The following is a 23,236-nucleotide window of genomic DNA, read 5'->3' as shown; positions in this document are numbered from 1 at the left end:
CTTATGTTAAGGCGTATATCAATTGTGGCTTTTTCAGCTCTTTTTGCTGTTGCTTGTTCTGAAAGTGGCCCACCAACGACCTTATCGTTTAAACCAGAGGATGGTGAAAAAAGGCGCTATCAAATGTATTCGGATACAAAGATCAGCGCTGAAAGTCGTTATGGTAACCGCTCTGAGCGTCTCGAAATGATGACGTTGATGGACTACGAAGTGTCCGAAAGCTCCAATATATACAGCATCCGGATGACCCCTTTATATATGCAGATGAAATTTCCTCAGGGCGGCTACCGCAGTTTCGAGAAGCCGAGCCGTGGAGGTCCTGACGATGACATTCGTGCCATGATGGAAGCGGGATTTACGGTCGATATCGATAAAGACAGCAATGAAATGCTGGACTTTATTGTGCATGAAGAGCCTGAAGATTTTCGCAGTAAAGGCTTTGACCCGGTCAAGGAAATACTCAATGACGAGTTTGGACGCCCCGGATTTGTATCTGGCCTGAAAATTAAAAAAGGTGCGGAACAAGTTATTGAAATGGAAAGTCCGCTTCCGGCTGTGACTGTGCGTATTGAAGACTTCACAAACAGTACTGTGACGTTATCGGCCTCCGGTGAAAATGACGAAGCCAAGGTGTTTGGCTACGTGGTAATGGAGCGCGAATCGGGCTGGACTGAACGCCTAACTATGGTCATTGATATGCCATTACCTAAAGAGGCCGCTGCATCAAGCGGCTCGATGAGAATGGTGACATCCATTTACCCGGAAGACTGGATGTTTGGTCAGGATTTGGAATTTTTACGTCGTGCAGATCCGATAAGTATGAGTAACACCGACTTTAGCGAAGAAGCACCTGATGATGACGCTACCGACGCAGAAGTGTTTGCAAACAACGCGGGCAAAATACTGTTTTATGATGGCCGAATGACATTGAGTTATTCGCACCCTGGTGTTGATTTTGAAAGGCTTGGCTCGATAAAAATAAAAGATGTTCAGGTTAAGGGAAAGGACGGAGAAACCCTCGACGTCGACATGCACTATAACGGGGCTCTGACTTATACCGCTATGACGAACAACAACGCGACGACGGTAACTGACCTCTACCCGCTGGGGTGGAAAAACGTGGTTGATGATCTCGAACAAATGGTTTCTGTTGAGGCAACGCTAGAACGTTATGTTGCGACGCATGAGGTTATTGATTTTCCAATTGATAAGGAAGGCTCGAGTATAGCGATGGAAGGAGCCAAAGCCACTCTGGTGCCTACCGGTGACGAGCGAGTGTTTGAACTTAAGCTGACTTCGACTGAAACGGCATACTTCAATACTCAGGTTAATGGCGTTAGTGGTGCGTCCCTCAAGTATGACAAAGACACGAAAGCACCGAGCTGGATTTCTGATGGAGAGAGCCGGGCATTAGCGGTAACCAAAGCCGGTAACTACCCCGTTACCCTACAGTTAACCTTTATGGATGAACTTCCCGATTCTATTGAACTTAAATTCAGCCATTTCACCGATGAAAAACTGTCTGAGAAAACCATTGTTTTTTATGACGAAGAAACCCTTAAGGGTGATACGACAATAGCACCAATTGACAATATTCCCTTGTTTAAATCGGAGCAAAATCGGGATTACTACGTCAATGATCAGGCACTTGAGTTTAACACGTCAACTCTGGACAAACTGGAACCAACAAGCTTTGGACGCCCCCAGTTGTATCTTACCTTAACGCCTGAACAAGCGAATGTGTGTCGCTTGCAGACAGATGTCGATGCCACAGAAAGTGGAGCTGAGCTGCGTATGAAGGAAAATAGAGACCCTAACCGGCGTTATGTTGATGCGAGCTTACAAATGCCACGCAAAGTGGTTTATCAGTTGATGACCGACGATGGGGTTCAACGATATTTTTATGACAAGACAGTGTCGTTAGAGCTTAGTTGTGATGGCAAGCCTGTTTGGCAGCCCCTCGATATTGCTTTAAATGAAAAAGACTGGATGGTGCCGGTTGAAGATCTGTTGGGTGAGAGCTGGGAAGAGAATCAGTCTGATATTCCTATGAGTGAGGTATTGAGAGAGTATCGGTTTTTGGATGCCAGTGGGCAGGCTTTAGCCGTTTTGCCAAAAGATGGTTCGCGTCATTCGGTTGATTACTTTGAAAGAAGTGTGAGTGAGTTTGTTTCGAATGATGGTCTGCTCCGCATAGGTGGACGAGTCGAAAGAATTGAGCAATTGGTCGTTGAAGGTGACCCTTTTACGAAAGAATGGTCACATCAATTACCGGCTATGCCTGACTTTGAATCTCTGCAGGAGGCAAACTGATGACTTTAGTGAAACGACTCTTAAATTTATTTTTAATCGCTTTAACACTGGTTTCATTTAATGCCTTGGCTAATACCGAGGGGCAAGATACCCAGGATGATAACTCTGCTGAGCCTTCAAAAGTAGAAACTGAAATCAAATGGCTGGATGACGAGTTGCAGCCAACAGATGATAAAAACGAAGCCGCTTACTTATTGGCCGAAGTTAACAAGGTTGATGACGGTTACCGCCTGGTCATTAAACACCTTGATGGCAGCCGATATTACGAAACTGGCTCTGACTCTCTGGAGTTCGACAAGGCAATAGCGATAGGGCCCTATAAAACCTACTTTAAGTCAGGTGGGGTTCATATGGAAGGTTATCGCGACAAAAATGGAGTGCAGCAGGGAACTACAGTTGTCTATGATAAAAACGGCAAGAAAAAGCGTGAGATGACCTACGAAGATGGTGAGCTCAATGGCACTTACAAAACCTACATGGCTAACGGCATATTACTGACCGAACAAGTGATGAAAGACGACGAGATAAATGGTCTGAAACGCGGTTATTTTAAGAATGGTCAGGTCATGTATGAGACGGAGTATAAAAACGGGGAAAAACATGGCAAAGAAGAACGCTGGGACCCCGAAGGTAAGCTGACAAAAGTATCTTATTTCAAAGAGGGTAAACGTGAAGGTGTATCGACCGACTATTTTAAGGATGGCTCAGTTAAAAAGACTCAGGAATATAAAGGGCGTAAGCGGGTTGGCGAAACGAAGCACTATTATGAGAGCGGTGATTTACGACGCTATGAAGAGCGTAATGATAAAGGTCAAGTCATAGCTCATCGTGCTTACGACAATAATGGCGTGCTAACCAGCTCGCGGGAACAGATTGAGACTGATAAAGGGTTAGTTGATGAACGGAAATGGTTCAACGAACAAGGGAAATTAACCCGGTTAACTCGCCAGGCGTTAGATAAGAAATGGCGCATGAGTGAGAGCTACGATGAAGATGGAAAGGTTCGGGATCGTCGCGAATTTAAAGGTTACGATCTTCATGGTCTTTATGTCTCTCGTTATGGAAATGGACTAGAGCGAGTTCGGTTCGTTGAAGGAAAGAGACACGGGTCCTATACCGTGACCAACAGTGAAGGTGAGGTTAAGTCACGGGGTGAGTATGACCATGGTAAAAAAGTGGGTGAGTGGGTCATTGATGATAGTTACGGTGTTCTAAAAGAACAGTATAACTCTGAAGGCAAACTCAATGGTGTACGTGAAAGCTACGATAATAAAGGTAACCTGCGACTGCGAGAGCATTATAAAAATGGTGTTCGAGATGGTGAATACCGTGAGTACTCAGACGGAGAGCTTGTCGTTAAAGGCGAGTATATTGATGGAAAACGCGAGGGTGAGTGGCATGAGTCACTTGGTTATGCGCCTTATAAAACTTATCAGGGCAGTTATGAGAGTAATGTGAAAGTAGGCGAGTGGCGTACATACTCGCCAGAGGGCTACTTGCGTCGTATTGAGTCATTTAGTGATGACGGTGTGCTGGAAGGTGTTATGGTTAGTTTCAGTGAGGAAGGTGCTCTGTATAGTATAAGCCAATACAAGAACGACCGTAGACATGGAAAAACCTGGTCATATACGTCAGGTCAACCCTTCTCAATTTCAGTTTACGAAAATGGCGAATTGAAAGAAGAATATTTTGAGGACGAATTTGAGTTAAGTGATTTTCCATAAAGCCAGAGGGTTGGCGGTGACGTTGTCCTTGCCAACCCTCTTCCCCTAATGGTGCAGGAGAGTGAGAGTTTAAGTCTGGGAACACCCGCTGCTTATGTTATTGGCAGTTAGCTCGACAATACGTTGTCGTGCTTCCGGAGAAGTCCAGGCATTATGCGGCGTCACAATTAGGTTCAAGGGTTCGTTGAGTGCATCAAGTAACGGATGACCGTCTTTAGGAGGTTCTTGTGGAAGCACATCGGTTGCGTAGCCGCCAATTTGGCCGTTACGTAACGCGTCCAGCACGTCGTGCTCGTTTGCAACACCGCCCCGGGCGTTATTAATGACTAAAGCGTGAGGCTGGCAATGCTTAAGATTCTCGCGGTTAAGTAAACTTTTTGTTTCGTTGTTTAACGGGCAATGGAAAGAAATAACGTCGGCCTCAGGCAATAATGCCTCAAAACTGGGGCGCGAGTCGTCGGTTTTTCCCGGACGGGCGGTAAAGGTCACGCGCATACCCAGAGCTTCAGCTTGTTTTTTTACCGCTTGCCCAAGTTCGCCTGAGCCGACAATAACCAGGTGTTTGCCCTCAAGTTGAAATGTTGGCGGGTCAAGCAGAGTAAACAACGGGGATTGTTGCCAGTCACCGGCTGCCATACGTTTTTGCATAACCGGCATTTTTGTCGCCAGCGACAGCATCATCATTAGCGTGTGTTGGACAACGCTTGGCGTACCATAGGCTTCAACATTTTTAACTGGAATGCCAAGCTTTTTGGCTGCCTCTAAGTCGATATTGTTCATGCCTGTAGCCAGTACACAGACTAGCTTTAACTTCTCTGTCCTCTCTAAAGAAGACCCCTTGAGCACAACTTTGTTGGTAATAACGATATCGGCATTTTGAATACGTTCATCGACTTGCTCAGGCGAAGTGAGAGGGTAACAGACGAGCTCGCTGACCTGATTTTCAATAGGGGATAAGTCAATGCCTTCACCTAAACTATCGCTATCTAAAATCACTGCTTTCATGGCACGGCTCCGTTAAATAAAGCAAATTTTTTAATGAATAACTCGTAGCTTATCACCAAAACCTAAAATATACAGTGGATGCTATATTTATAACAATTAGTTATTAGGATACTATTGGCGCGGCTTTTTGGGGTGCCTCACTGATAACCTCAGAATACCGTTGTTAGTATTTAATAATTAAGGAAAATAAATGTTTAAAATTGGAAAGTTGGTCGCGTTAGCCGTTGCGAGTTTCTATTTGTCGGGCTGTACTTCGACAATGAATGCGGAGCAAGCGGCCCCTGCTGTAAATACACCTAATGAACTTGAGTCGATTTCAATAGCTGTGGTTGATAAACGAGAGTACGTTTTGAATAACGATAAAGCGCCAAGCTTTGAAGGGTTGTTGCGTTCAAGCTTTGGGATCCCTTATTCTCAGTACACTTATAATCGGCAGCCTATGTCTGAATACTTAACTGACCGGTTAGTTGCAGGCTTTAAAAAGCAAGGCGTAAAAGCCGAGGCTTATCTGACATCTCACTCAATGAGTGTTAGCAGTATTAAAGAGGCACTGGCAAAGCAAGAGCGTCCTTCAGTTATTATTGCTCTGAATGAGTGGAAATACGACTACCACGCCTTTTCTGACAGCTCCTGGTACGACGTGGACGTGCTTGTTTTAGGAAAAAACGGCGAAGAGAAAACCAAGCGAAGCTTTAAAGGCGAGAATGATGTAGGCAACGGTCTTATCTCAAACGAAATGCAAACTATTTATAAGCACCGTTTTGAGTCAATTTTCTTAGACGATGCTATTCAGCAAGCCTTAATACAATAAGTTTTTTGGCACAAACGAGGAAGAAACATTGAGCTTTCTTCCTCAACTCAAACAAACTGCCTTTGGAAAGTTCGTAATTCATAGCAATACGTCCCTGATAGAGCAGTTCAGTTTCATATCCGCTAAATCGTCAGCCCGAGTCTTACCAAGTGTTAACAAGGCAATAGGCTGGTTATTTTGATGGGCTTGTCGGGCAAAACGGTAGCCTGAAAAAACCATAAGCGATGTTCCGATAGCGAGCAGAGCGTTACTCTCCTTTAATGCCTTTTGGGCCTCTTCGACGCGGAGGCGGGGAACATTATCGCCAAAGTAGACAACATCAGGTTTAAGAATGCCGCCACAGCTCATGCAACTGGCGACGTTGAATTTTTCAAAGTCAGCTTCTAAGTCTGCGTCTCCGTCCGGCGCGGCGACCGCTTCAAGGGCAGCAAAATCCGGGTTCATCTTCAGGCTGCGTTCATGCATGTCCAGTCTGGGACTAATCTGGCGGCAATTCATACAGACCATGTCGTTGGCGTACCCATGCAAGTTAATCACGCTTTTCGCGCCGGCTTTTTGGTGCAGACCATCAACATTCTGCGTAATAATGTGACGAACTAACCCTTGCTGTTGCAATTGGGTAATAGCGTAATGTGCGGAGTTAGGCTTTGCGTGATATAGAACTGGCCAGCCAAACAAACTGCGCGCCCAGTACCTTTTACGAACAGCTTCGCTGCGCATGTAGTCCTGGTGCTGAACCGGAGGTGTTCGTTTCCACTCGCCGTCACTATCCCTGTAGTCAGGAATGCCAGAGTCGGTGCTCATACCGGCACCTGTAATGATAGTGACCGGGGCGTGCTTATGCAGAAATTCCATAAGAACGTCACGGGCCTGGATAGGATCAGTTATTGTCATAGCAGTAAATATTTACGGGTTACAACTTTCCCCTAAAGTTACCACTGCTGAGTACGAAGGTGAAACGGTTAGTAAAGAATCCGCAAATCTTATAAGGGTCTATACTAAAGCATGCTAGTTTTCAGGGCATTAACCACTTAAAGGAGTAATGGTATGAAAAAATTAGTTTTGGCTATGACAATGTCATCGTTAGCGCTTGTTGGTTGTGAAAATATGAGTAACACCCAAAAGGGGGCCTCTATAGGTGCTGTAACGGGTGCATTGCTTGGTAAAGGAACGGGCGATCACGACAAAAGCCGCTATGTCTGGGGTGCTGCTGTTGGTGCACTGGCAGGTGGTGCCATTGGTTCTTATATGGATAAGCAGGAAGAAGAATTCAGGGAAGAGCTGGCTGACAGTGGCGTGAAGGTAATACGCGACGGCGATAACCTTCGTTTGCAACTGCCAAGCAATATTACGTTTGCCACAGGCAGTGCGAACATTTCTCAAAGCTTTAATCCGGTATTGGACGATGTTGCCCGGGTTCTGCAAAAGTATGAGAAAACCACCATGCTGATAGAAGGTCATACCGACAGCACAGGGTCCGCAGAGTATAACCAGCAACTGTCTTTAAACCGCGCTAAGGCCGTACGCAACCACTTAGTTGGAGGTGGCGTGGACTCGCGTCGTGTAACAACAGAAGGTTATGGCGAGAGTATGCCAGTTGCAGATAACGACACGGAGAGCGGCCGTCAGTTAAACCGTCGGGTTGAGTTGCGTATTGTCCCTAATACAAAATAAGTGCGGTAGTTAAGGCATTAACGCTGAAATTCCAGAATTTGATTGTTTGCCGGCATAGCATGGATGTTTTTTAAGCTTAACCCTTGCTGGCTGGCAAGCTTCGCAATCCATTGTTTATCACGTATCCCCATTTGGCTGTCTCGCGCCCGTAAAGACTGATTAAACGCACGGTTGCTGTCACTGGTGAAATGCCCGTTGTCATTAAACGGTCCGTAAATACATAGATGCTTCACTGATTTAAGCTTGTCCGCTAATTGATTAAACAGCGCTTCGACACCTTCTTTGGGCATAATGTGACAAGTATTTGCGGTAAATAAGGCATCGAACTGTCCATGAGGTGCAGACTGAAACACATCGAACTCAACCGGCAAAGGCTGACCTGGTACTCCTTCTTTTTCAATTCGGGCTTTTACCCCCGGTAAATAGGCCGGCTGGTCACTTGCCTGCCATTCTAAGTGAGAGAGTTTTCTGGCGAAGTAGACGGCATGTTGCCCTGTACCGCTGCCAACTTCCAGAACCCGTGAAGCGTTAGCAAAAGCGACTTCCAGCACATTAAGTATTGGGTTTTTGTTGTTTTCACATGCTTGCGAGAAAGGGAGTTCCATAAAGTTTCACCGAGTTGTCTTCTAAGTGCCGGATAATTTAACAGAGAAGCGATGAAAAGATAGCCCCACACTTAATGAGGGGCTACTCGGTGGCCATTAGCCTTTATTCACAGCCCATACCTTCCCCATATTTCACACAGTAAGCTGTTAGGGTGCTGATCTTATCGTCTAAGAGGGTATAGACATCACAAAAAGCAAAATGCTGCTCGGGCCCATCACCAGTGACCTTTATCTCTCCGGTTAATGCGGCTTGCTGCTCGTTGATGATAATTCGGTTGTGAGTGATGGTCGCTTTTCCTTCGCCGCAGTTCATATTTTTTAGCCAGTCGGCGAAGGCAGCTTTACCTTTCACGGCTTCTTCGCAATTGGCCATACGAAACTGAAAGTCCTCAGTTACAGCGTTCAGAATGGTATCCATATCCTGAGTTGCCCATGCGTCACTGAAAATTTTCAAAAACTGTTCTGTAGCTTGCATAACGATGCTCCTTTATTATTGTGAAGGTAGACTTCGTCTAATAGTCGTTTTGCAAAGCCGGAAGTCGACATGAAATTATGGTTTATTGAGCTTATCTAACTGCTGCTGAAGGTAGTGTCGTTCAGCAGACTGTTCGCTAAGTTCAATTGCCCGCCGGTAACATGCGGCAGCTTGATTGAACTGTTTCAACTGGCGATGAAGGTCAGCCTGACTGGCGTGCAACAGATGATAGTTATCTAATACCCCGGAATGATTGAGTTGTTTAATGGCTTTTAAGCCTTCCTCAGGACCAAAGGCCATAGATAGAGCGACAGCGCGGTTAAGAGCAACAACTGGCGTATTTTGTATTCGTATAAGCAAGTCATAAAAGGCCAGAATCTCTCGCCAGTTGGTGTCTTTGTAATGGGGTGCGTCAGCGTGTAGCCCGGCAATGGCGGCTTGTATCGTATAAGGGCCCATATCGGGCTTGGGTAAAATGTCCTGGAGTAAACGGTCAGCTTCCTTAATTTGTTGGTTATTCCATAGGCTTCTGTCCTGCTGGTCCAGACGCAATAGCTTCCCTTGCTCGTTCGTCCGTGCGGCTCGTCGTGACGACTGAAATAGCATAAGTGCCAGTAAACCGTTTATCTCAGTTGTATTCAGTAGGTGTGACAGCTGCCTCGTCAGGTGTATTGCTTCGTCCATCAGTGCTGAATTCACTAAATTATCACCCGATGAGGCGCAATAGCCCTCATTAAAAACCAAATAAATAACCTGAAGAACGGTATTTAGCCGCTGCGGTAGCTGCTTTTTCTCAGGGACTTCGTAGGGAATGCCTGCCTCACGGATTTTTCGTTTCGCCCGGACAATGCGTTGCGCAATTGCTGTGGGTTTTAGCAAGAACGCACTGGCAACCTGTTCTGTGGTCAAGCCGCAAACCTCTCTTAAGGTGAGCGCTACACGGGCATCTTCGGGAAGAGCAGGGTGGCAACAGGTAAATATAAGGCGTAGCTGGTCATCATCGATATCTTGTGTCGATAAACTAAACGAGTCGCCAGTGTGTTCGATGAACTCGTCTGCCCAGGCCGCTTGTCGTTTTAATTTACGCAGGCGATCAATGGCTTTGAAGCGGCCTGCTGAAATTAACCAGGCTCGGGGTTTTTCAGGGATGCCTTCAGCCGGCCACTGCTTTAAAGCTGCCGAGAATGCTTCCTGCATAGCTTCCTCAGCAAGTTCAAAGTCTCCGAGTAAACGTATTAATGTTGCCAGGATCCGTCGTGACTGCTGCTTATAAAGCAGCGATATTTGTTGCTGGATGCTTAAGCCTGGCATAGACGTCAGATATCCAAGTCTCGTACCGGTCTGACTTCAATACACCCAACTCTGGCTGCGGGAATGCCTTTAGCGTAATCAATAGCGTGATTAAGGTCACGGGCTTCAATCATATAAAATCCGACTAACTGCTCTTTGGTTTCCGCAAAAGGACCATCGGTAATGGTCACGTCATTCCCTCTGGGTCTGACGGTAGTTGCGGTTTCTACCGACTCAAGTGCCTCACTAGCCAGAAAGTTTGCGTGTGGATTCTGCTGTTCTGAATAAGCGTAGCATTCAGAGTCTTCAGGGCTTTCTGGTAAGCTGTGAAGTTGTTCTTCATTTGCGTAAACAAGACAGAGATATTTCATAGCGTTCGCCTCTTTTATTTCATTTTAAGTGTAGTCGAATGAGCAAAAAGAGAATCGACAGCATTCACATCCAGGATTTTCGCAAGGCCTCTACCTGGTAAAGACAGGTGTCTATGTATTTCTCTCCGGTTGTTCTTTTTATGAAAGGCAGTGTTTGCCCTCCGCAGGCCAGTACAAGCTTAACGGAACACAATTTGAATCGGCGCATAAACCAGCTTTGCGAGAGCTTTGTCTGTTGAACTTTATGAATAGGGAAGCAGCGGTAGTTAACGCCAATAAGACCTTTTCTGAGATAAATGAAATTATCGTCAATTGCATAGCCCCAGCGTTTCCAACTTAAAATAATAAAGGCGGTAGAAAGAATAAAAAGGGTGATGGATGCTACGGCAAGCTCGCCATTGCCAAAATAAGCCAGCACGCCGCTAAGAGGTATTAATAACCAGAAGGCAATAAGCGTGTTTCTGACAGCCAGACGCTTGCTAACCGGATGGTAGTTGATGGCACTTAACTTATTCTCAGGCCAGGCGTCGGCCGCTAAATCGTTTGCTTCACCCTGGGTTACAGAAGGCACCATGATTTTTCCACCGGATGTCCCGGCAGATTGGCGATCAAGGCTCGCTCCTAACTGTTCAAACTTTAAGTTAACTCTTTGGAGTACTCGGTCAAGCCAATTCTGTTGGTAAACAATCATCTGAAGTCGCGATAATTTCATGACCACTTCATGACGAGTGAAAAAGCCATTACGCCGAATGTAGCGATCATTGCTTCGGGTTAATTTGAAGTCATAGAAAGTGATAACTGAACCTAAGACTGAAATTAATGCCATAAAAGCAATGACGATAAAGGCAATGGATAAAAAGAACAGCACGTATTGCCAAAAGGCGTATTGAGAAGAAGCCATTAGCGCGTCAACATCCACTCCAAGGTTTTCTATGCCCGCAATAAACTTCTCTGAAAGTGAATTAAAGAAAGGTGCCAAAGCACCTAAAACAATCCAAATACGGTTACTGGCAAGCCCATGAATAATTAAATCCTGAACTGAGCGAGAGTTTAAAATTTGCTCGTGTTCTGCCTCAGGCTGCTCGTTCTCGGCGTTAGAAACTTGTTCCGTTTTATGGGACAGAATTTCCTGCTTAAGAGATTCAGCAACACCTTTCGGTAGAGCAATAATTTTTGCTTCGAGCTTGCTTGAGCCAGCCGTATCCAACAGCATACAGATGTGGTTAGTCGGCCGGTAAAAGATAGGCTGTTCAAAGCGAACATTTTGAATACGTTCAAAAGGCAGGTCGATATGGTTCTTTTGAAAGACTCCAGAGTGAATTTGTACGCGCCCGTCAGTTAATCGGTATTGATAGAAGTAGAACTTAAGCAGAGCACTTATTGCAACAAACAGTAGTAATGCAGACAGGCCAGAAATAATAACTAAACCATTTTCAGAAAATTGATTATAGCCAACAAGAATAGCCGGTAATAAGTAAATAAGGTTGTTGCCAACATCCTTTACGAACTGCACTGCGAAGTAAATAATTGCAACTGGCGATAGTTTTAGCCATTGACCGTGATAATTAGTCATTTTCAGCGATATCACTATGAGTTAATACGTAGGAGCGAAGTTCTCGCGCTTTTTCTTCCGGTAAGCCGGGTATTGCAAAGGTATGCATGGAACCGCCGGCACTATAAATTTCCAGGTTCGCTAACCCAAAATGACGGTCAACGGGGCCGTGTTTTAATTCAACGTGTTGTATGCGTAAAATCGGCTGGCTAACGACAGATTTAAAGATGACACCACTACGATAACTAAAGTCATGCTGCCGTATGGCATACCCTTTGTTTTTATCCGCGATAACGCCATAAGTCGAGCTTAATAAACCAAAGAGACCTGCAGCTAACTGTAACTGGGGTAAATAAAGCGCAACCATTTTGGGAAGAGGAAACCAGGGTTGCCAATAAAGAACTAAAAGTACACTAACAACGATTAACCAAAACACTAAACGGCACATCAAATTCACCTTAACGTAAGCTCGACTTAATGGGGTGAACTGTTGTGCACTGACTTTTGCCAGGCTGTCTGGCTTTATTGATTGATTGCTAAATTTATCGGCTAACATTATTTTCTTATGTCATTTCTGTTATGTCCTAAAGTTATCAGTGTTTTACTAAGCGTTCTAGCCTTTTAGGAAATAAAAAAGCGGCTTAAAAAGCCGCTTTTTATCAGGGAGTCGTAATTTGTAATAAAGACTTAATCTTTGCGAACCTGAATATCGTTTTCGATGTCTTTAACACCTTTAACGGTTGCAGCCAAGTTCTCTGCTGTATCGATATCAGCTTCATCTTCAACAAAGCCTGATAACTGAACAATACCGTTATTGGTTTCAACATTGATGTCCATGCTGCTCAGATTGTCGTCTTCAAAGATAACGGCTTTAACTTTGGTTGTGATGACAGCATCGTCAACATATTCACCTGCGTCTTCAGCCTTTTTCTCAGTGTAGCTTTTTGCTTCCTGAGCTTTATCTTCCGTTTCCTGCATTGCGTTTTCAGCTTTAGATTCCGCTTTTTCGGTTTCTGCTTCACTGCAACCAGAAATTGTTAGCATTGAAAGCGCAATTAAACTTGCTGGTAGTGCCATTTTAAAATTCTTCATGGGTAACCTCCTGTTATTGAAAAATCGTTACCACAATCACTATAGCTACATCTTTACGACATTACGGTCATCTTTACAGATGTTTTGCAAAACTGGCTGCAGTTTGTGCGCTGGTAATAATTCTTAATACCTTTAGCACTGCACCAGATTTTGACTTTCCTTGCTTTTGAGGTGCTTCCTTTTTCGGTCTGTCAGACAGTTTGCCTACAAAGAAGCCCGCACCAACGGCAAAGCAAAGAGCCGTAGGAGATGACAATTTGTCACACGTTGTGGAAACGACCTGACGCGAGCGAACTTTCAAAGCCAGCTTACGATTTTTAAGGTTTTGTTCCATTTGCGCAATTTGATCATCCAGGCTTGATGCCATAAAGCCTCCATTAAAGGTTGCTGCTTGTTTTAGAAAAAAGCAGGTCGCGGCTTTTCTGCTTTATGCGCTTCATAAGGTAAAACGCAATAGCTAAATGACATGCAGCAACAATAATAAGTGCTGTGGTCAGGGATAAAACTCCGCTATTTACAACAGCTGCTACTGCCGCCGCAACTAACGCTCCCCAAGCCGATAAAACTAAGCAACTGGCGATAACAGCAAAAGCAACCATGCGAACGAAACTTTCTCCCGCCCGCCGAGCTTCCATACCAGCGAGTTGGAGCTGTGTTCTAACAACACCGCGCACTTCATTTTCCAATGCGCGGACTTGCTTAAGCAAACTGTCGGTTTCGTTCGTTTCCGTTTGATTATGAACGGTCACTAAATAACCTACTTAATAAATAGCCACTTGCTGCCGCTATTCCTAAAGATTTAATGGGGTTCTCTTTAACGTAATCCGTTGCGGTAGAAAGCCACTTTTCTTGAGTCACTTTAAGGTCATGCCCTTTTTCACCTAAATTGTCAGAGGCATGTTTAGCGGCATCTGCAACTTTATCGATGGTGTCGTGAGCTTTATTCGCTGATTTGTTAACCGCTTCTTCGGTCTTCGCTTGATTATTACTCATAATACCCTCGTTTTTTGTTAAGAACTCCCAATAAGCTAAGACGTTATTACGAATTTACGCAAATTTATTTACATGGTTTTACAGTTTTTAAATAAAAGAGCGATTGGTTATTCAGACCATACTAATAAAGAGCAGAAAATAAACAGTGTTATTAAGATTTTTGATTAAGATCAATATCGCGATTACCAAGTTTAAATAAACTGACCTTAAGAACTCAGATAGAGGAAATAATCATGAGCTTATGGCAAGAGTTTTTAAATGATCCGGTTATATTCTTTTCTTTTAGCGGCTTGGCGATTGTTTTAGGTCTATGTGCGTTTTACGCTATTTTCTTCTATATAAAGATGATTAAATCGGAGAAAAACGTAAGCAATAAATTGAAAGGGGATTTATGAAGTATATTTTTCAGGTTCGTATTAAAGAAGGTCATACGGCGGAGGAATATGCAGACGCTTGGGTTAAAGCAAGTAAGATTATTCAGCGAGCGCCTGGCGCCAGAGGCACAGAGCTACACCGAAAAATGGGGGATGATAAAACATTAATCGCCATAGCGTCATGGGATAGTAAAAACCAGCGTGACGCTATGGAGGGACAACACAACGCGAAAGTTGCTGAGATTATTCGCAGCGCAGCCCCTTTTTGCGAAATAACACCCTTAGGCGAATTCGAAGATCCTGAATGGGTGGTATTGCCACCAAACGATTAAGCTTGGGTTAACCAGCCGTGTTTGTCTTCCGCTTTGCCCCACTGAATGTCGTTCAGCGCTTTGCGCAGTTTCAAGGTTGTCTCGCCCGCGGTTCCATCGCCAACTGAACATTCTTTTCCGTTGTGAATCAGGGTGCCGACCGGAGCCAGAACAGCAGCTGTACCGGATAAAGCGGCTTCGGTGTTCGGTTTTGCTGCGCGCTCAAGTAATTCTTCGACGCTTAACTCGCGTTCAGACACTGTCATTCCCATATCACGAGCAATGGTCAGTATGGAGTCTCGGGTAACGCCGTGCAGGAAACTGCTATCCAATGCTTTGGTGATAATTTCGTTGCCATCAATGAGTAAAAAGTTGGCAGCACCTGTTTCCTGGACATCACCATTTGGGCAAAACAGAACTTGATCCGCGTTTACAGAAGCGCGTGCCTGCAAAATAGGTTGTAACGCACTGGCGTAGTTGCCTCCGCTTTTGACCATTCCCATATGAGCAGCACAGCGTGAACCATTTTCTTCCAGCAATAAGCGCAGGGTTTTATCACCACCAGAAAAGTAATCACCAACGGGCGACAGTAGTACATAGAGCAAAGAAGAACTGGTTGGCGACGCCGCTTTTCCGATAGCGGCCTCGGTCCCGATATGAGTCGGGCGTATGTACATTGACCCTGGCGGTTTAGGCACCTCGTCAGCGAAATGTTTAACCACATCTGTGATCATTTTTTGTAGCAGGCTGGCATCAAAGTCGGGCAAAGAAAGCAGCTTGCTGCTTTGTTGCATACGTTTAATGTTTCGATCCATACGAAACAAATTGATAGAACCGTCTTCGTGGCGAAACGCTTTGAGGCCTTCAAAACAGGTGCTGGCGTAATGCAGTACATGGGCTCCGGGGTGTAACTGTATTGTGTCAGAAGAGACCAGTTCTGGCGCACTCCAGTTTGAATCCTCAAAAGTTGCCAACGTCATCTGTGGCATAAATACGGTGCCAAAAGCTGCCATAAGGTTATCCTGCTTGGGTAAATAGTTGCGCAGTAATATACCATAATTTTTACTATTCGGATGACCGCAGCGGTTTGCTTCTTTTGTGTCATGCTCTTACATTGAGGAATCAACGAGAAACCAATAGGTGAGTGATTAATGAGTAAAACACTAAGAATGACTCTGGTTAGCGCGCTAATGGTCACGGCTGCGGCGCAGGCGGAAGAGACCGAAACAACACTGAATGCTTATGCTGCTGGTTACACAGCGGGCTTTACTTGCAGCGGTGTTTTCAATGGTAATAAATCTGTAGCGCAAATTCGAGAGCACGAGTTGAGTGGAATTTATTCGCTAATTGCTGACCGTGTGGCGACGATGGAAGCAAAAATTGATAAAGAAAACCAATGGGTCCGGGTGCCATATGATGACGGCAATAGGGAGCGGATATCCGTTTGGCGACCTAAGCTAGGCTGTGTTGATTTACCTGTTGGTGCGACGGTCGACGACGCTAAGTTTGTTGCGGACCCTTTTCGTGGGGATAAAATGACCGGAAAGGATAATGGAGAGCCCTGGCAGCAAAAAGCGGAAGTGAATTCGACAACTGATAACGCAGAGTTAGAGTCAGTGCTTCAACAGGCTTTTACTAAAACGTATGGTTCTGGTGCGCGCACTTCGGCAGTGTTGATAGCAACACCTGACGAGATTATTGCCGAACGCTATATTGAGGGATTTACTCCGGAGACGGCTCAGCGCACCTGGTCGGTTGCGAAAAGCATTGGTGCCAGTGTTATCGGCGCGGCAGTTCAGCAAGACAAAATCGATCTGGATGCGCCTGCAGGCATTTCAAACTGGTCTCATCCGCTCGATCCTCGTGGCCATATTACACTAGAAAATCTATTGCATATGGCATCGGGTTTAGACAGTAATAAGGCTGGGAATCGCACTGACCGTGTTTATATGGGAGGCGGGCTGGTAAGTGACACAGCGACAGAAACCGCGCTGGAAGTGGCTCCGGGCAGCCGCTGGAAATACGCTAATAATGATACCATGCTGGCTTTGCGGGCACTCCACGAGCGCTTCGACTCCACCGATGACTACTTAAGATTTCCGTATAACGCATTGCTGGAAAAAATTGGAATGCAGCACACTTTTGCGGAGACGGACTGGCAAGGTGATTTCATATTATCATCGCAAGTGTGGACCACATCTCGTGATTTAGCTCGTTTGGGCGTTTTACATCTACAGAAGGGGCAGTGGCAGGGTGAGCAAATTCTGCCTGAAGGCTGGCTCGACTATATCAGTATGCCAGCACCTGTTCAGCCGCCTGACGCTGCTCCCGGGTACGGGGCACAATGGTGGCTCTACAATGAACGTTTCCCTGAATTACCCAATGATACGATTGCGGCGCGAGGAAACAGGGGACAGTTTTTGGTTATCATTCCGTCAAAGAATTTAGTGGTGGTTCGTCGTGGTTATGACCTTGCCGGAGAGCAAGGGTTTAATGAGCATGATTTCGTGCGCGACGTACTAAAAGCGCTGTAAAAAGACCCGTCAGGGGAAGCAGAAGAATGGTAGACTGCTTCTCCTACACTGATGAACAACAAAGAGCCCATTATGAGCGATGAACAGCAAGTGACTCAAAGCAAGCATACGCAGCAATACAGTGCTGATGGTAAAACCGTAGAAATTGATATTTACCGCACTGAAGACAGTGGCTGGATTTTAGAAATTGTCGATGAGAATAACAACTCGACGCTTTGGGAAGATGAATTTGAAAAAGAAGACGACGCACTTGCCGAAGCGCTGGACGCCTTAAAAGAAGAAGGCATTGATAACTTCATAGAACCCGCAGAGTAAAATGATCAGAGTTTCACAACGCGTTGAATTTGCAGAGCATGAAATAGAATGGCAGTTTATCCGTTCCAGCGGTGCCGGAGGCCAGAACGTCAATAAAGTCGCGACTGCGGCTCAACTCATTTTTGATATTCAGGCTTCCTCACTGCCGGACTTTTACAAGCTACGCTTGTTTAAAAAATCGGATCACCGTATTACTCAAAGCGGAAAAGTGATTATTAAATGTCAGGAGACCCGAAGCCAGGCTCGTAACCGGGAACTGGCGCTTGAGCAGCTGATTGATTTAATTCGTAGCGTGTCTCAGGTTCAAAAAAAGCGTATTCCAACAAGGCCCGGGCGCTCTGCCAAAGAAAGACGACTGACCCGAAAAAAGCAGCAGGGACAAAAAAAGGCACTTAGGAAAAAGGAATTTTAATTACCAAACTTCTGTAGCGAACCGGCACAATTGATTCGGGCGCATTCAAGTATTAGCTGCTTAAGCTCGCATTGGCTACAGTAATCACAACAACGAATATCACTAGCGACTAACTTTTGTTCGAGCAATAACTTCTTGAGCTGTTCTTTACTCATTGAAAGTTGTAAACGTTCAGGTTTGTTCCTGCGCATAACCAGACTCCTCTAGTTGCTGTAAACAATGGCCAAGACAACGGGAATGCTGACAGCCAGTAATAAGTAGCTGACAACAGTAGCGGCATAACTGTTTGAGTGGTTCGGTGGTAGACGTTTTTTGCCAGCGCCTTAATTGTTCGATGCTTTCTTGCTGAAGCTCGTAGGCGGGCAATGTTTGGTGACGTCTAATGTGAGTTGCGATCAATAAGATAGAACAGGTTGTGTAGTTCTGGATTGCATTACCGGCCAGTACCGGATCGTTGCTTACGTCTTGCGCCGACTCACGTGCCTGCCTAAGAGAGAATACTGCCGATTCATAGTCTTTGCGGTTGAGTAATGAGGTGGCAGTTTTTAATTGCTGTTGGCTATTAAAGTAGCTTTTATAAGTATTTGTCATGATGCGTCCTTCGCTTGGCTTTGATTAAACAAGCTAACGCAAATGATAATAGTTCGCAACAAGTTATTTGTAAACGATCGTAATTTAAAAGTAAGACGTATAGATAACTCATAAAACAAGAGACTTGGAGTTTTAATGAAATTATACAAACAGCAAGATCTGGCGAATATGGAAGACAAAGAGAGAGCGCGCTTTGTGAATTGTTTGTCTGGGTTTAAAAGTGCGAATGTGGTTGGCACTCGTGACAGGCATCAGCAGAATAATCTGGCAATGATAAGTTCTGTGGTGCATTTAGGAAGTAATCCGCCTTTTCTTGGTTTTGTCATGCGCCCTCATTCGGTCACCCGGCACACGTGGGAGAATATTGAAGAAAGTGGCGTTTACACTATTAACCAGGTCGGTGAAGAGTTTTTCAAGCAAGCTCATCAGACTTCAGCTCGTTACCCAAGAGAGATTTCAGAGTTTGAAGCTTGTGGCCTGACGCCTGAGTTTGAAGATGGTTTCCATGCCCCTTATGTTGCCGAAAGTGCTTTGCGAATTGGTATGCAGCTGGTTGAAGTGATCCCGATACAGCATAATGATACTGCGTTAATTGTTGGCGAAGTTCGCTGGGTTGGAGTTAAGGAAGAGGCTGTACAACATGATGGCTATATCGATATTGAATCGTTAGGAACGATGACCATTTCGGGGCTCGATGGTTACCACAGGACTCAACGGGCGGCGCGGTTATCTTATGCACAGCCCGATGAAGAAATAAAAGAACTGGATATTGATGGAAGCTCTACAGGCTCATAATGCCAGGCGCTTTGCGACTGTGTTTCTTGGTCACCCAAAACAGCAGCAAACCGACTAACGAAAGTGCGCAGCCAATCCAGCCTGTGCCTTGCCAGCTAAGAGGGGAGATAATGGCCAGTCCGCCCAGCCAGGCTCCTAGTGCATTAGCGGCGTTAAAGGCTGAATGGTTTAATGAGGCGGCTAGCGTCTGAGCTTCACCTGCAACATCCATTAAACGAACTTGGAGGGCAGGAACCAGGGCGGCTGCGCTGCCAAGCAATAAGACCATTGGCATGACGGTCCATAGGCTCTGTAGTGTTAATGGGAAAATAGCCAGAACAATTGCTGACCATAAAAGAGAACCGCCGATGGTTAATTTCAGGTTTCGGTCGGCTGCCCAGCCACCGACTAAGCTGCCGGCTAATGAGCCAATGCCGTAAATGAATAAAGCGACAGGTATCCAGTGGGGTGCCAGTCCTGTTGCATTGATCAGTGTTGGCGCGATGTAACTTAAAACCGCGAACATACCACCAAAACCAATCGCGCCTATAGCCAAAGTCAGCCAAACCTGAGGGTTTTGTAAGGCTCTCATTTCTCCTCTGGCCGAGGTTTTTTGCTCATTAGGGTGCTGTGGCACCACTAATAAAATCATGACCAGAGCCAACAGGCCTAAAGCACCGACGGTATGGTAAACCGTACGCCAATCAATGAGTTGGCCAAGCCAGGTCGCTAAAGGGTTACCGACCAAAATTGCAACCGTCAGTCCCATCATCACCATGGTCACGGCCATTCCGCGTTGATTTTTCCGCACCATATCGGCGGCAACCAGACAGGCGATACCAAAATAGGCTCCATGTGGCAGGCCAGTTAAAAAGCGCAGAAGCTGCAGTACCGGGTAACTCTCTGCTGAGGCACTGGCAAAGTTACCCAACGCAAAAGCGAGCAGTAACATAAGTAACATGGGTTTGCGTGGAAAGCGCGCAAATAAAATGGTAATGAGCGGTGCGCCGATAACAACGCCTAAGGCATAAAGACTGATGAGGTGACCGGTTTGTCTGGTGTCGGTATTAAAGTCGGCAGCAACGTCGGGTAGTAACCCCATAATGACGAACTCACCGATACCAATAGCAAAACTGCCAATTGCCATGGCAAAAATAGCGAGGTTAATTTGTGCTTTAGAAAACGGAGCCATGAGTCAGTTCTACTTCCTGTAGTAATTGAGCCGATTGAGATTGCGCAGTTTAGCGAATGCTGCAGCTATTGCAATCTATGTGATTTTACTGTACAAATAAACAGTATATTTACACATCAGCAAAGGACCATACCATGGCTGTAGTAACCCAATATGTAGTTATTCGCGACGGAGCCGAGAAAATGACATTCACTTCAAAAGCTGAAGCCGATGCGCACGATAAAATTCTGGATATGGCAGAGGCACTGAATCCATTAATTAAAGGCAGTGAACTCTTTACTGATGAACAGCAGCTTGAAGATATGGCGCTGTTTTTAGCGAAAGAGCGTGAAAATGTGCTTATCGCTTTAGGAGCTAAAAAGCCGAAAAAACCAAAGACTGAAAAAGTGTCAGCGGAAAAGCCTGAATCGTCGAAAACAAGCAATAAAGAGTCAACAAAAGCGGCCTGATTGCTGAATACGATTTAGTGCCTGCAAAGACTTTGGTAGTATAGCGCTCTTGTTTTCATGAAGAGCGAATAGGATCAGAATATGACGCAACAAACGATTTATCATATTGGAACCCCCGGTAAGCCTTGGGGCGCAGAAGAGAAAGCGCAGTGGCTGGCTGAGCAAAGCAAAAAGCGCTCATACTTTGACGATGTGGTTAGTAAGATCGAAAGCTTCAAAGCTGATTTTGATGTGGAACAATACGGTGAGCTGGCTTATGAAAGTGCGACTTACCCTTTGTTTGTGGTCAGAACAAAAAATTGGGATGACAGTAAACCAACCGTTTTAGTAACGGGTGGTGTACACGGTTATGAAACCAGTGGCATTCATGGGGCATTACGCTTTATTGAAACCAAAGCAAAAGATTACCAGTCGCGCTTTAACGTTGTGGTTGCGCCTTGTTTAAGCCCATGGGGTTATGAAACGATTAATCGTTGGAACCCGGCGGCTATTGATCCTAATCGTTCGTTTGTAGCGGACTCTCCAGCCGGTGAATGTGCGCATGTCATGAACTATATTGCTGGTTTGGGCGTGGATATTCTTGCTCACATCGACTTGCATGAGACAACCGACACTGATAACAGCGAGTTTCGTCCAGCAAAAGCTGCGATGGACGGGGTTATCAATAGCAACTGGAACATTCCGGACGGCTTCTACTTAGTCGGAAACTCGGAAAAGCCTTACCCTGAGTTTCAGAAGGCCGTACTAGACTCTGTTGAAACTGTGACTCATATTGCTGATGCTGACGATGAAAACAAACTGATAGGTGAGGATATTGCGCAACGTGGTCTTATTTTATTGCCAACGGCAAAAATGGGGCTGTGTATTAGCTTTAGTAAAGCAGAGTATGCCACCACAACAGAAGTGTATCCGGATAGTTCGAAAGCCACCCCAGAGCAATGTATTGAAGCTCAGGTTGCAGCGGTAACTGGAGGATTGGACTTTTTAAAGTAAAGTCCAATCCGTTAATCTGACTGCTGAATTAACGTCGTGCGTCCGGTCGTTTCTGGCGAGGTGCACGGCGTGAGTTCTGAGGACGCCCTGTTCTGGGTTTTTGAATGGGTTCAGGTTTGATACTTGGGTCTGGTTCAAAGCCTGGGATAACGTCTTTAGGTATTTCATTTTTCGTCAGTTTTTCTATGTCGCGTAGCAATTTATGCTCGTCAACACAGACGAGTGACGCTGCTTCGCCCTCACTCCCGGCACGGCCTGTACGACCAATGCGGTGTACATAGTCTTCAGCAACCTGAGGCAACTCAAAATTAATAACGTGCGGTAACTCGTCGATATCGATACCGCGCGCGGCAATGTCTGTTGCAACCAACACGCGTAATTTACCGGCTTTAAATTGCGCTAAAGCCTTGGTTCTTGCACCCTGGCTTTTATTACCGTGGATTGCCATAGCGGGCAGGCCGTCATCGGTTAACTGCGTTGCCAGTCTGTTAGCACCATGCTTAGTACGAGTAAAGACCAATACCTGTCGCCAGTTACGGCTACCAATTAAGTAACTGAGCAGCTCTCTTTTACGCTTTTTATCCACCGGGTAAACCCGTTGCTCAATGGTGTCGGCTGCGGCATTTTGACGTGCAACTTCAATGAGCTTGGGTTGTTGCATAAATTGTTGCGACAGCGCCTTAATCTCACTGGAGAAGGTCGCTGAAAACAGCAATGTCTGGCGCTTTTCAGGAATCAGTTTCATGACTTTTTTAATGTCATGAATAAATCCCATATCCAGCATTCTATCCGCTTCATCCAGAATCAATACGTCAATTTTACTTAAATCAACGGTTCCCTGACGGCTGTGATCCAGTAGACGTCCGGGAGTTGCCACCAGAATGTCAACACCGCGGCGTAAGGCGTTAATTTGAGGGTTAATACCGACACCGCCAAAAATAACCAGTGACTTAAGGCCGGTGTATTTGGCGTAAGTATTCAGGTTGTCTTCAACCTGTGCCGCGAGCTCTCTTGTTGGTGTTAAAATCAGTGCCTTTATAATTGGCTTACCTTCCGTTTTCGTGCTGGATAATTTATGCAGCAGAGGAAGCGTAAAGCCCGCCGTTTTACCTGTACCCGTTTGTGCAGCTGCCAATAAGTCATGACCCGCCATAACCGTTGGAATGGCTTGCTGTTGAATTGGAGTGGGAGTGGTATAACCGCATTCAGTAACGGCACGTAAAATATCGTTGCTCAATCCGAGTGATTGGAATGAGGATTGGTTTTGTTCTGTGGACATGAAGCTCCGGGAGTTATGATAATAGGTATCACAGTAATGTGACTTTGGGGCATTATACCACAGACGGCGGAAAACCTTTATTTAGAAAAATGCCGATTCACTAAAGC

29 protein-coding genes are annotated in these 23,236 nt (G+C 45.5%); 12 read left to right on the top strand and 17 right to left on the bottom strand.

The genetic code is table 11. The annotated features are described in order from the left end of the window. The first annotated feature begins 3 nt into the window (after positions 1–3). Both CWI78_RS02120 and CWI78_RS02115 read left to right on the top strand, forming a co-directional pair. Entirely contained in the window at positions 4–2,313 is a 2,310-nt protein-coding gene (locus CWI78_RS02120; protein ID WP_126779809.1) for a hypothetical protein, read from the top strand. Next, positions 2,313–4,037, top strand: coding sequence for a toxin-antitoxin system YwqK family antitoxin (locus CWI78_RS02115; RefSeq protein WP_126779807.1), 1,725 nt, complete (start codon positions 2,313–2,315; stop codon positions 4,035–4,037). Before CWI78_RS02120 ends, CWI78_RS02115 begins: the two co-directional genes overlap by 1 nt. Before the next feature lie 69 nt (positions 4,038–4,106). Here the strand turns inward: CWI78_RS02115 and CWI78_RS02110 are convergent, their stop codons facing one another. Beyond that, positions 4,107–5,042 (bottom strand): D-2-hydroxyacid dehydrogenase, encoded by a 936-nt coding sequence (locus CWI78_RS02110; RefSeq protein WP_126779805.1) that lies wholly within the window; start codon positions 5,040–5,042, stop codon positions 4,107–4,109. A gap of 190 nt (positions 5,043–5,232) precedes the next feature. On the opposite strand from CWI78_RS02110, the gene CWI78_RS02105 reads away from it, so the two are divergent. Further along, positions 5,233–5,853 carry a hypothetical protein gene (locus CWI78_RS02105; RefSeq protein ID WP_126779803.1) on the top strand — a complete coding sequence of 207 codons (621 nt, stop codon included), beginning with the start codon at positions 5,233–5,235 and terminating at the stop codon, positions 5,851–5,853. Between the two features lie 78 nt (positions 5,854–5,931). Here the strand turns inward: CWI78_RS02105 and CWI78_RS02100 are convergent, their stop codons facing one another. Next, positions 5,932–6,747, bottom strand: a complete 816-nt coding sequence (locus tag CWI78_RS02100; protein ID WP_126779801.1) for an NAD-dependent protein deacetylase — start codon at positions 6,745–6,747, stop codon at positions 5,932–5,934. Positions 6,748–6,900: 153 nt separating this feature from the next. Between CWI78_RS02100 and CWI78_RS02095 the strand changes: the two genes are divergently transcribed. Beyond that, positions 6,901–7,527, top strand: coding sequence for a YiaD family glycine zipper/OmpA-like lipoprotein (locus CWI78_RS02095; RefSeq protein WP_126779799.1), 627 nt, complete (start codon positions 6,901–6,903; stop codon positions 7,525–7,527). A gap of 17 nt (positions 7,528–7,544) precedes the next feature. On the opposite strand, the gene CWI78_RS02090 is transcribed toward CWI78_RS02095, so the two are convergent. The 10 genes from CWI78_RS02090 to CWI78_RS02045 all read right to left on the bottom strand — a co-directional run bounded on the left by CWI78_RS02090 (position 7,545) and on the right by CWI78_RS02045 (position 13,905). Then, positions 7,545–8,132, bottom strand: coding sequence for a DUF938 domain-containing protein (locus tag CWI78_RS02090; protein WP_126779797.1), 588 nt, complete (start codon positions 8,130–8,132; stop codon positions 7,545–7,547). Between the two features lie 103 nt (positions 8,133–8,235). After that, entirely contained in the window at positions 8,236–8,607 is a 372-nt protein-coding gene (locus tag CWI78_RS02085) for a nuclear transport factor 2 family protein (RefSeq protein ID WP_126779795.1), read from the bottom strand. A 75-nt stretch (positions 8,608–8,682) separates the two neighbouring features. After that, positions 8,683–9,918, bottom strand: coding sequence for an RNA polymerase sigma factor (locus CWI78_RS02080; RefSeq protein WP_126779794.1), 1,236 nt, complete (start codon positions 9,916–9,918; stop codon positions 8,683–8,685). 5 nt (positions 9,919–9,923) lie between these two features. Beyond that, a complete protein-coding gene (locus tag CWI78_RS02075; RefSeq protein WP_126779792.1) occupies positions 9,924–10,268 on the bottom strand; it encodes a YciI family protein in 345 nt (114 codons plus the stop codon). A 64-nt stretch (positions 10,269–10,332) separates the two neighbouring features. Continuing rightward, positions 10,333–11,841 (bottom strand): PH domain-containing protein, encoded by a 1,509-nt coding sequence (locus tag CWI78_RS02070; protein WP_126779790.1) that lies wholly within the window; start codon positions 11,839–11,841, stop codon positions 10,333–10,335. Next, positions 11,834–12,376 (bottom strand): PH domain-containing protein, encoded by a 543-nt coding sequence (locus tag CWI78_RS02065; protein ID WP_126779788.1) that lies wholly within the window; start codon positions 12,374–12,376, stop codon positions 11,834–11,836. The genes CWI78_RS02070 and CWI78_RS02065 overlap by 8 nt, the downstream gene beginning before the upstream one ends. A 131-nt stretch (positions 12,377–12,507) precedes the next feature. After that, on the bottom strand, positions 12,508–12,912 hold the full coding sequence (locus CWI78_RS02060) for a BON domain-containing protein (protein ID WP_126779786.1): 405 nt from the start codon (positions 12,910–12,912) through the stop codon (positions 12,508–12,510). 73 nt (positions 12,913–12,985) lie between these two features. Beyond that, on the bottom strand, positions 12,986–13,279 hold the full coding sequence (locus CWI78_RS02055) for a hypothetical protein (protein WP_126779784.1): 294 nt from the start codon (positions 13,277–13,279) through the stop codon (positions 12,986–12,988). A gap of 10 nt (positions 13,280–13,289) precedes the next feature. Then, on the bottom strand, positions 13,290–13,598 hold the full coding sequence (locus CWI78_RS02050; protein ID WP_244213052.1) for a phage holin family protein: 309 nt from the start codon (positions 13,596–13,598) through the stop codon (positions 13,290–13,292). Between the two features lie 49 nt (positions 13,599–13,647). Next, positions 13,648–13,905: an ElaB/YgaM/YqjD family protein gene (locus tag CWI78_RS02045; RefSeq protein WP_126779780.1), complete on the bottom strand. Its 258-nt coding sequence runs from the start codon at positions 13,903–13,905 to the stop codon at positions 13,648–13,650. A gap of 233 nt (positions 13,906–14,138) precedes the next feature. Between CWI78_RS02045 and CWI78_RS02040 the strand changes: the two genes are divergently transcribed. Together CWI78_RS02040 and CWI78_RS02035 are read left to right on the top strand one after the other, a co-directional pair. Continuing rightward, a complete protein-coding gene (locus CWI78_RS02040) occupies positions 14,139–14,300 on the top strand; it encodes a DUF3149 domain-containing protein (protein WP_126779778.1) in 162 nt (53 codons plus the stop codon). Continuing rightward, positions 14,297–14,611 (top strand): antibiotic biosynthesis monooxygenase family protein, encoded by a 315-nt coding sequence (locus tag CWI78_RS02035; RefSeq protein ID WP_126779776.1) that lies wholly within the window; start codon positions 14,297–14,299, stop codon positions 14,609–14,611. Before CWI78_RS02040 ends, CWI78_RS02035 begins: the two co-directional genes overlap by 4 nt. Here the strand turns inward: CWI78_RS02035 and CWI78_RS02030 are convergent. Continuing rightward, entirely contained in the window at positions 14,608–15,603 is a 996-nt protein-coding gene (locus tag CWI78_RS02030) for a branched-chain amino acid aminotransferase (RefSeq protein WP_126779774.1), read from the bottom strand. The genes CWI78_RS02035 and CWI78_RS02030 overlap by 4 nt on opposite strands. Positions 15,604–15,741: 138 nt before the next feature. On the opposite strand from CWI78_RS02030, the gene CWI78_RS02025 reads away from it, so the two are divergent. The 3 genes from CWI78_RS02025 to arfB all read left to right on the top strand — a co-directional run bounded on the left by CWI78_RS02025 (position 15,742) and on the right by arfB (position 17,851). Next, entirely contained in the window at positions 15,742–17,124 is a 1,383-nt protein-coding gene (locus CWI78_RS02025) for a serine hydrolase domain-containing protein (protein ID WP_126779772.1), read from the top strand. Positions 17,125–17,196: 72 nt separating this feature from the next. Further along, entirely contained in the window at positions 17,197–17,439 is a 243-nt protein-coding gene (locus CWI78_RS02020; RefSeq protein ID WP_126779771.1) for a hypothetical protein, read from the top strand. Position 17,440: 1 nt separating this feature from the next. Beyond that, the gene (gene arfB, locus CWI78_RS02015; protein ID WP_126779769.1) at positions 17,441–17,851 is read left to right on the top strand and encodes an alternative ribosome rescue aminoacyl-tRNA hydrolase ArfB; all 411 of its coding nucleotides are present in this window, start codon (positions 17,441–17,443) and stop codon (positions 17,849–17,851) included. Here the strand turns inward: arfB and CWI78_RS02010 are convergent. Together CWI78_RS02010 and CWI78_RS02005 are read right to left on the bottom strand one after the other, a co-directional pair. Beyond that, entirely contained in the window at positions 17,848–18,042 is a 195-nt protein-coding gene (locus CWI78_RS02010) for a hypothetical protein (RefSeq protein WP_126779767.1), read from the bottom strand. The two genes, arfB and CWI78_RS02010, sit on opposite strands and share 4 nt — an antisense overlap. Beyond that, entirely contained in the window at positions 18,023–18,442 is a 420-nt protein-coding gene (locus tag CWI78_RS02005) for a hypothetical protein (protein ID WP_126779765.1), read from the bottom strand. Before CWI78_RS02005 ends, CWI78_RS02010 begins: the two co-directional genes overlap by 20 nt. Before the next feature lie 135 nt (positions 18,443–18,577). On the opposite strand from CWI78_RS02005, the gene CWI78_RS02000 reads away from it, so the two are divergent. After that, a complete protein-coding gene (locus tag CWI78_RS02000) occupies positions 18,578–19,237 on the top strand; it encodes a flavin reductase family protein (RefSeq protein ID WP_126779763.1) in 660 nt (219 codons plus the stop codon). On the opposite strand, the gene CWI78_RS01995 is transcribed toward CWI78_RS02000, so the two are convergent. Further along, the gene (locus CWI78_RS01995) at positions 19,224–20,408 is read right to left on the bottom strand and encodes an MFS transporter (RefSeq protein ID WP_126779761.1); all 1,185 of its coding nucleotides are present in this window, start codon (positions 20,406–20,408) and stop codon (positions 19,224–19,226) included. The genes CWI78_RS02000 and CWI78_RS01995 overlap by 14 nt on opposite strands. Positions 20,409–20,542: 134 nt before the next feature. Between CWI78_RS01995 and CWI78_RS01990 the strand changes: the two genes are divergently transcribed. Then, a complete protein-coding gene (locus tag CWI78_RS01990) occupies positions 20,543–20,857 on the top strand; it encodes a YebG family protein (RefSeq protein WP_126779759.1) in 315 nt (104 codons plus the stop codon). 81 nt (positions 20,858–20,938) lie between these two features. Continuing rightward, entirely contained in the window at positions 20,939–21,850 is a 912-nt protein-coding gene (locus CWI78_RS01985) for a M14 family metallopeptidase (protein ID WP_126779757.1), read from the top strand. Between the two features lie 28 nt (positions 21,851–21,878). Here CWI78_RS01985 and CWI78_RS01980 read toward each other — a convergent pair whose 3' ends face one another. Next, on the bottom strand, positions 21,879–23,129 hold the full coding sequence (locus tag CWI78_RS01980) for a DEAD/DEAH box helicase (RefSeq protein ID WP_126779755.1): 1,251 nt from the start codon (positions 23,127–23,129) through the stop codon (positions 21,879–21,881). Positions 23,130–23,236: the final 107 nt, after the last annotated feature.

Origin of the sequence: Idiomarina ramblicola (assembly GCF_003987255.1) — a bacterium.
Classification (GTDB): Bacteria; Pseudomonadota; Gammaproteobacteria; order Enterobacterales; family Alteromonadaceae; genus Idiomarina; species Idiomarina ramblicola.
This window is presented reverse-complemented; position numbering and strand designations above follow the sequence as displayed.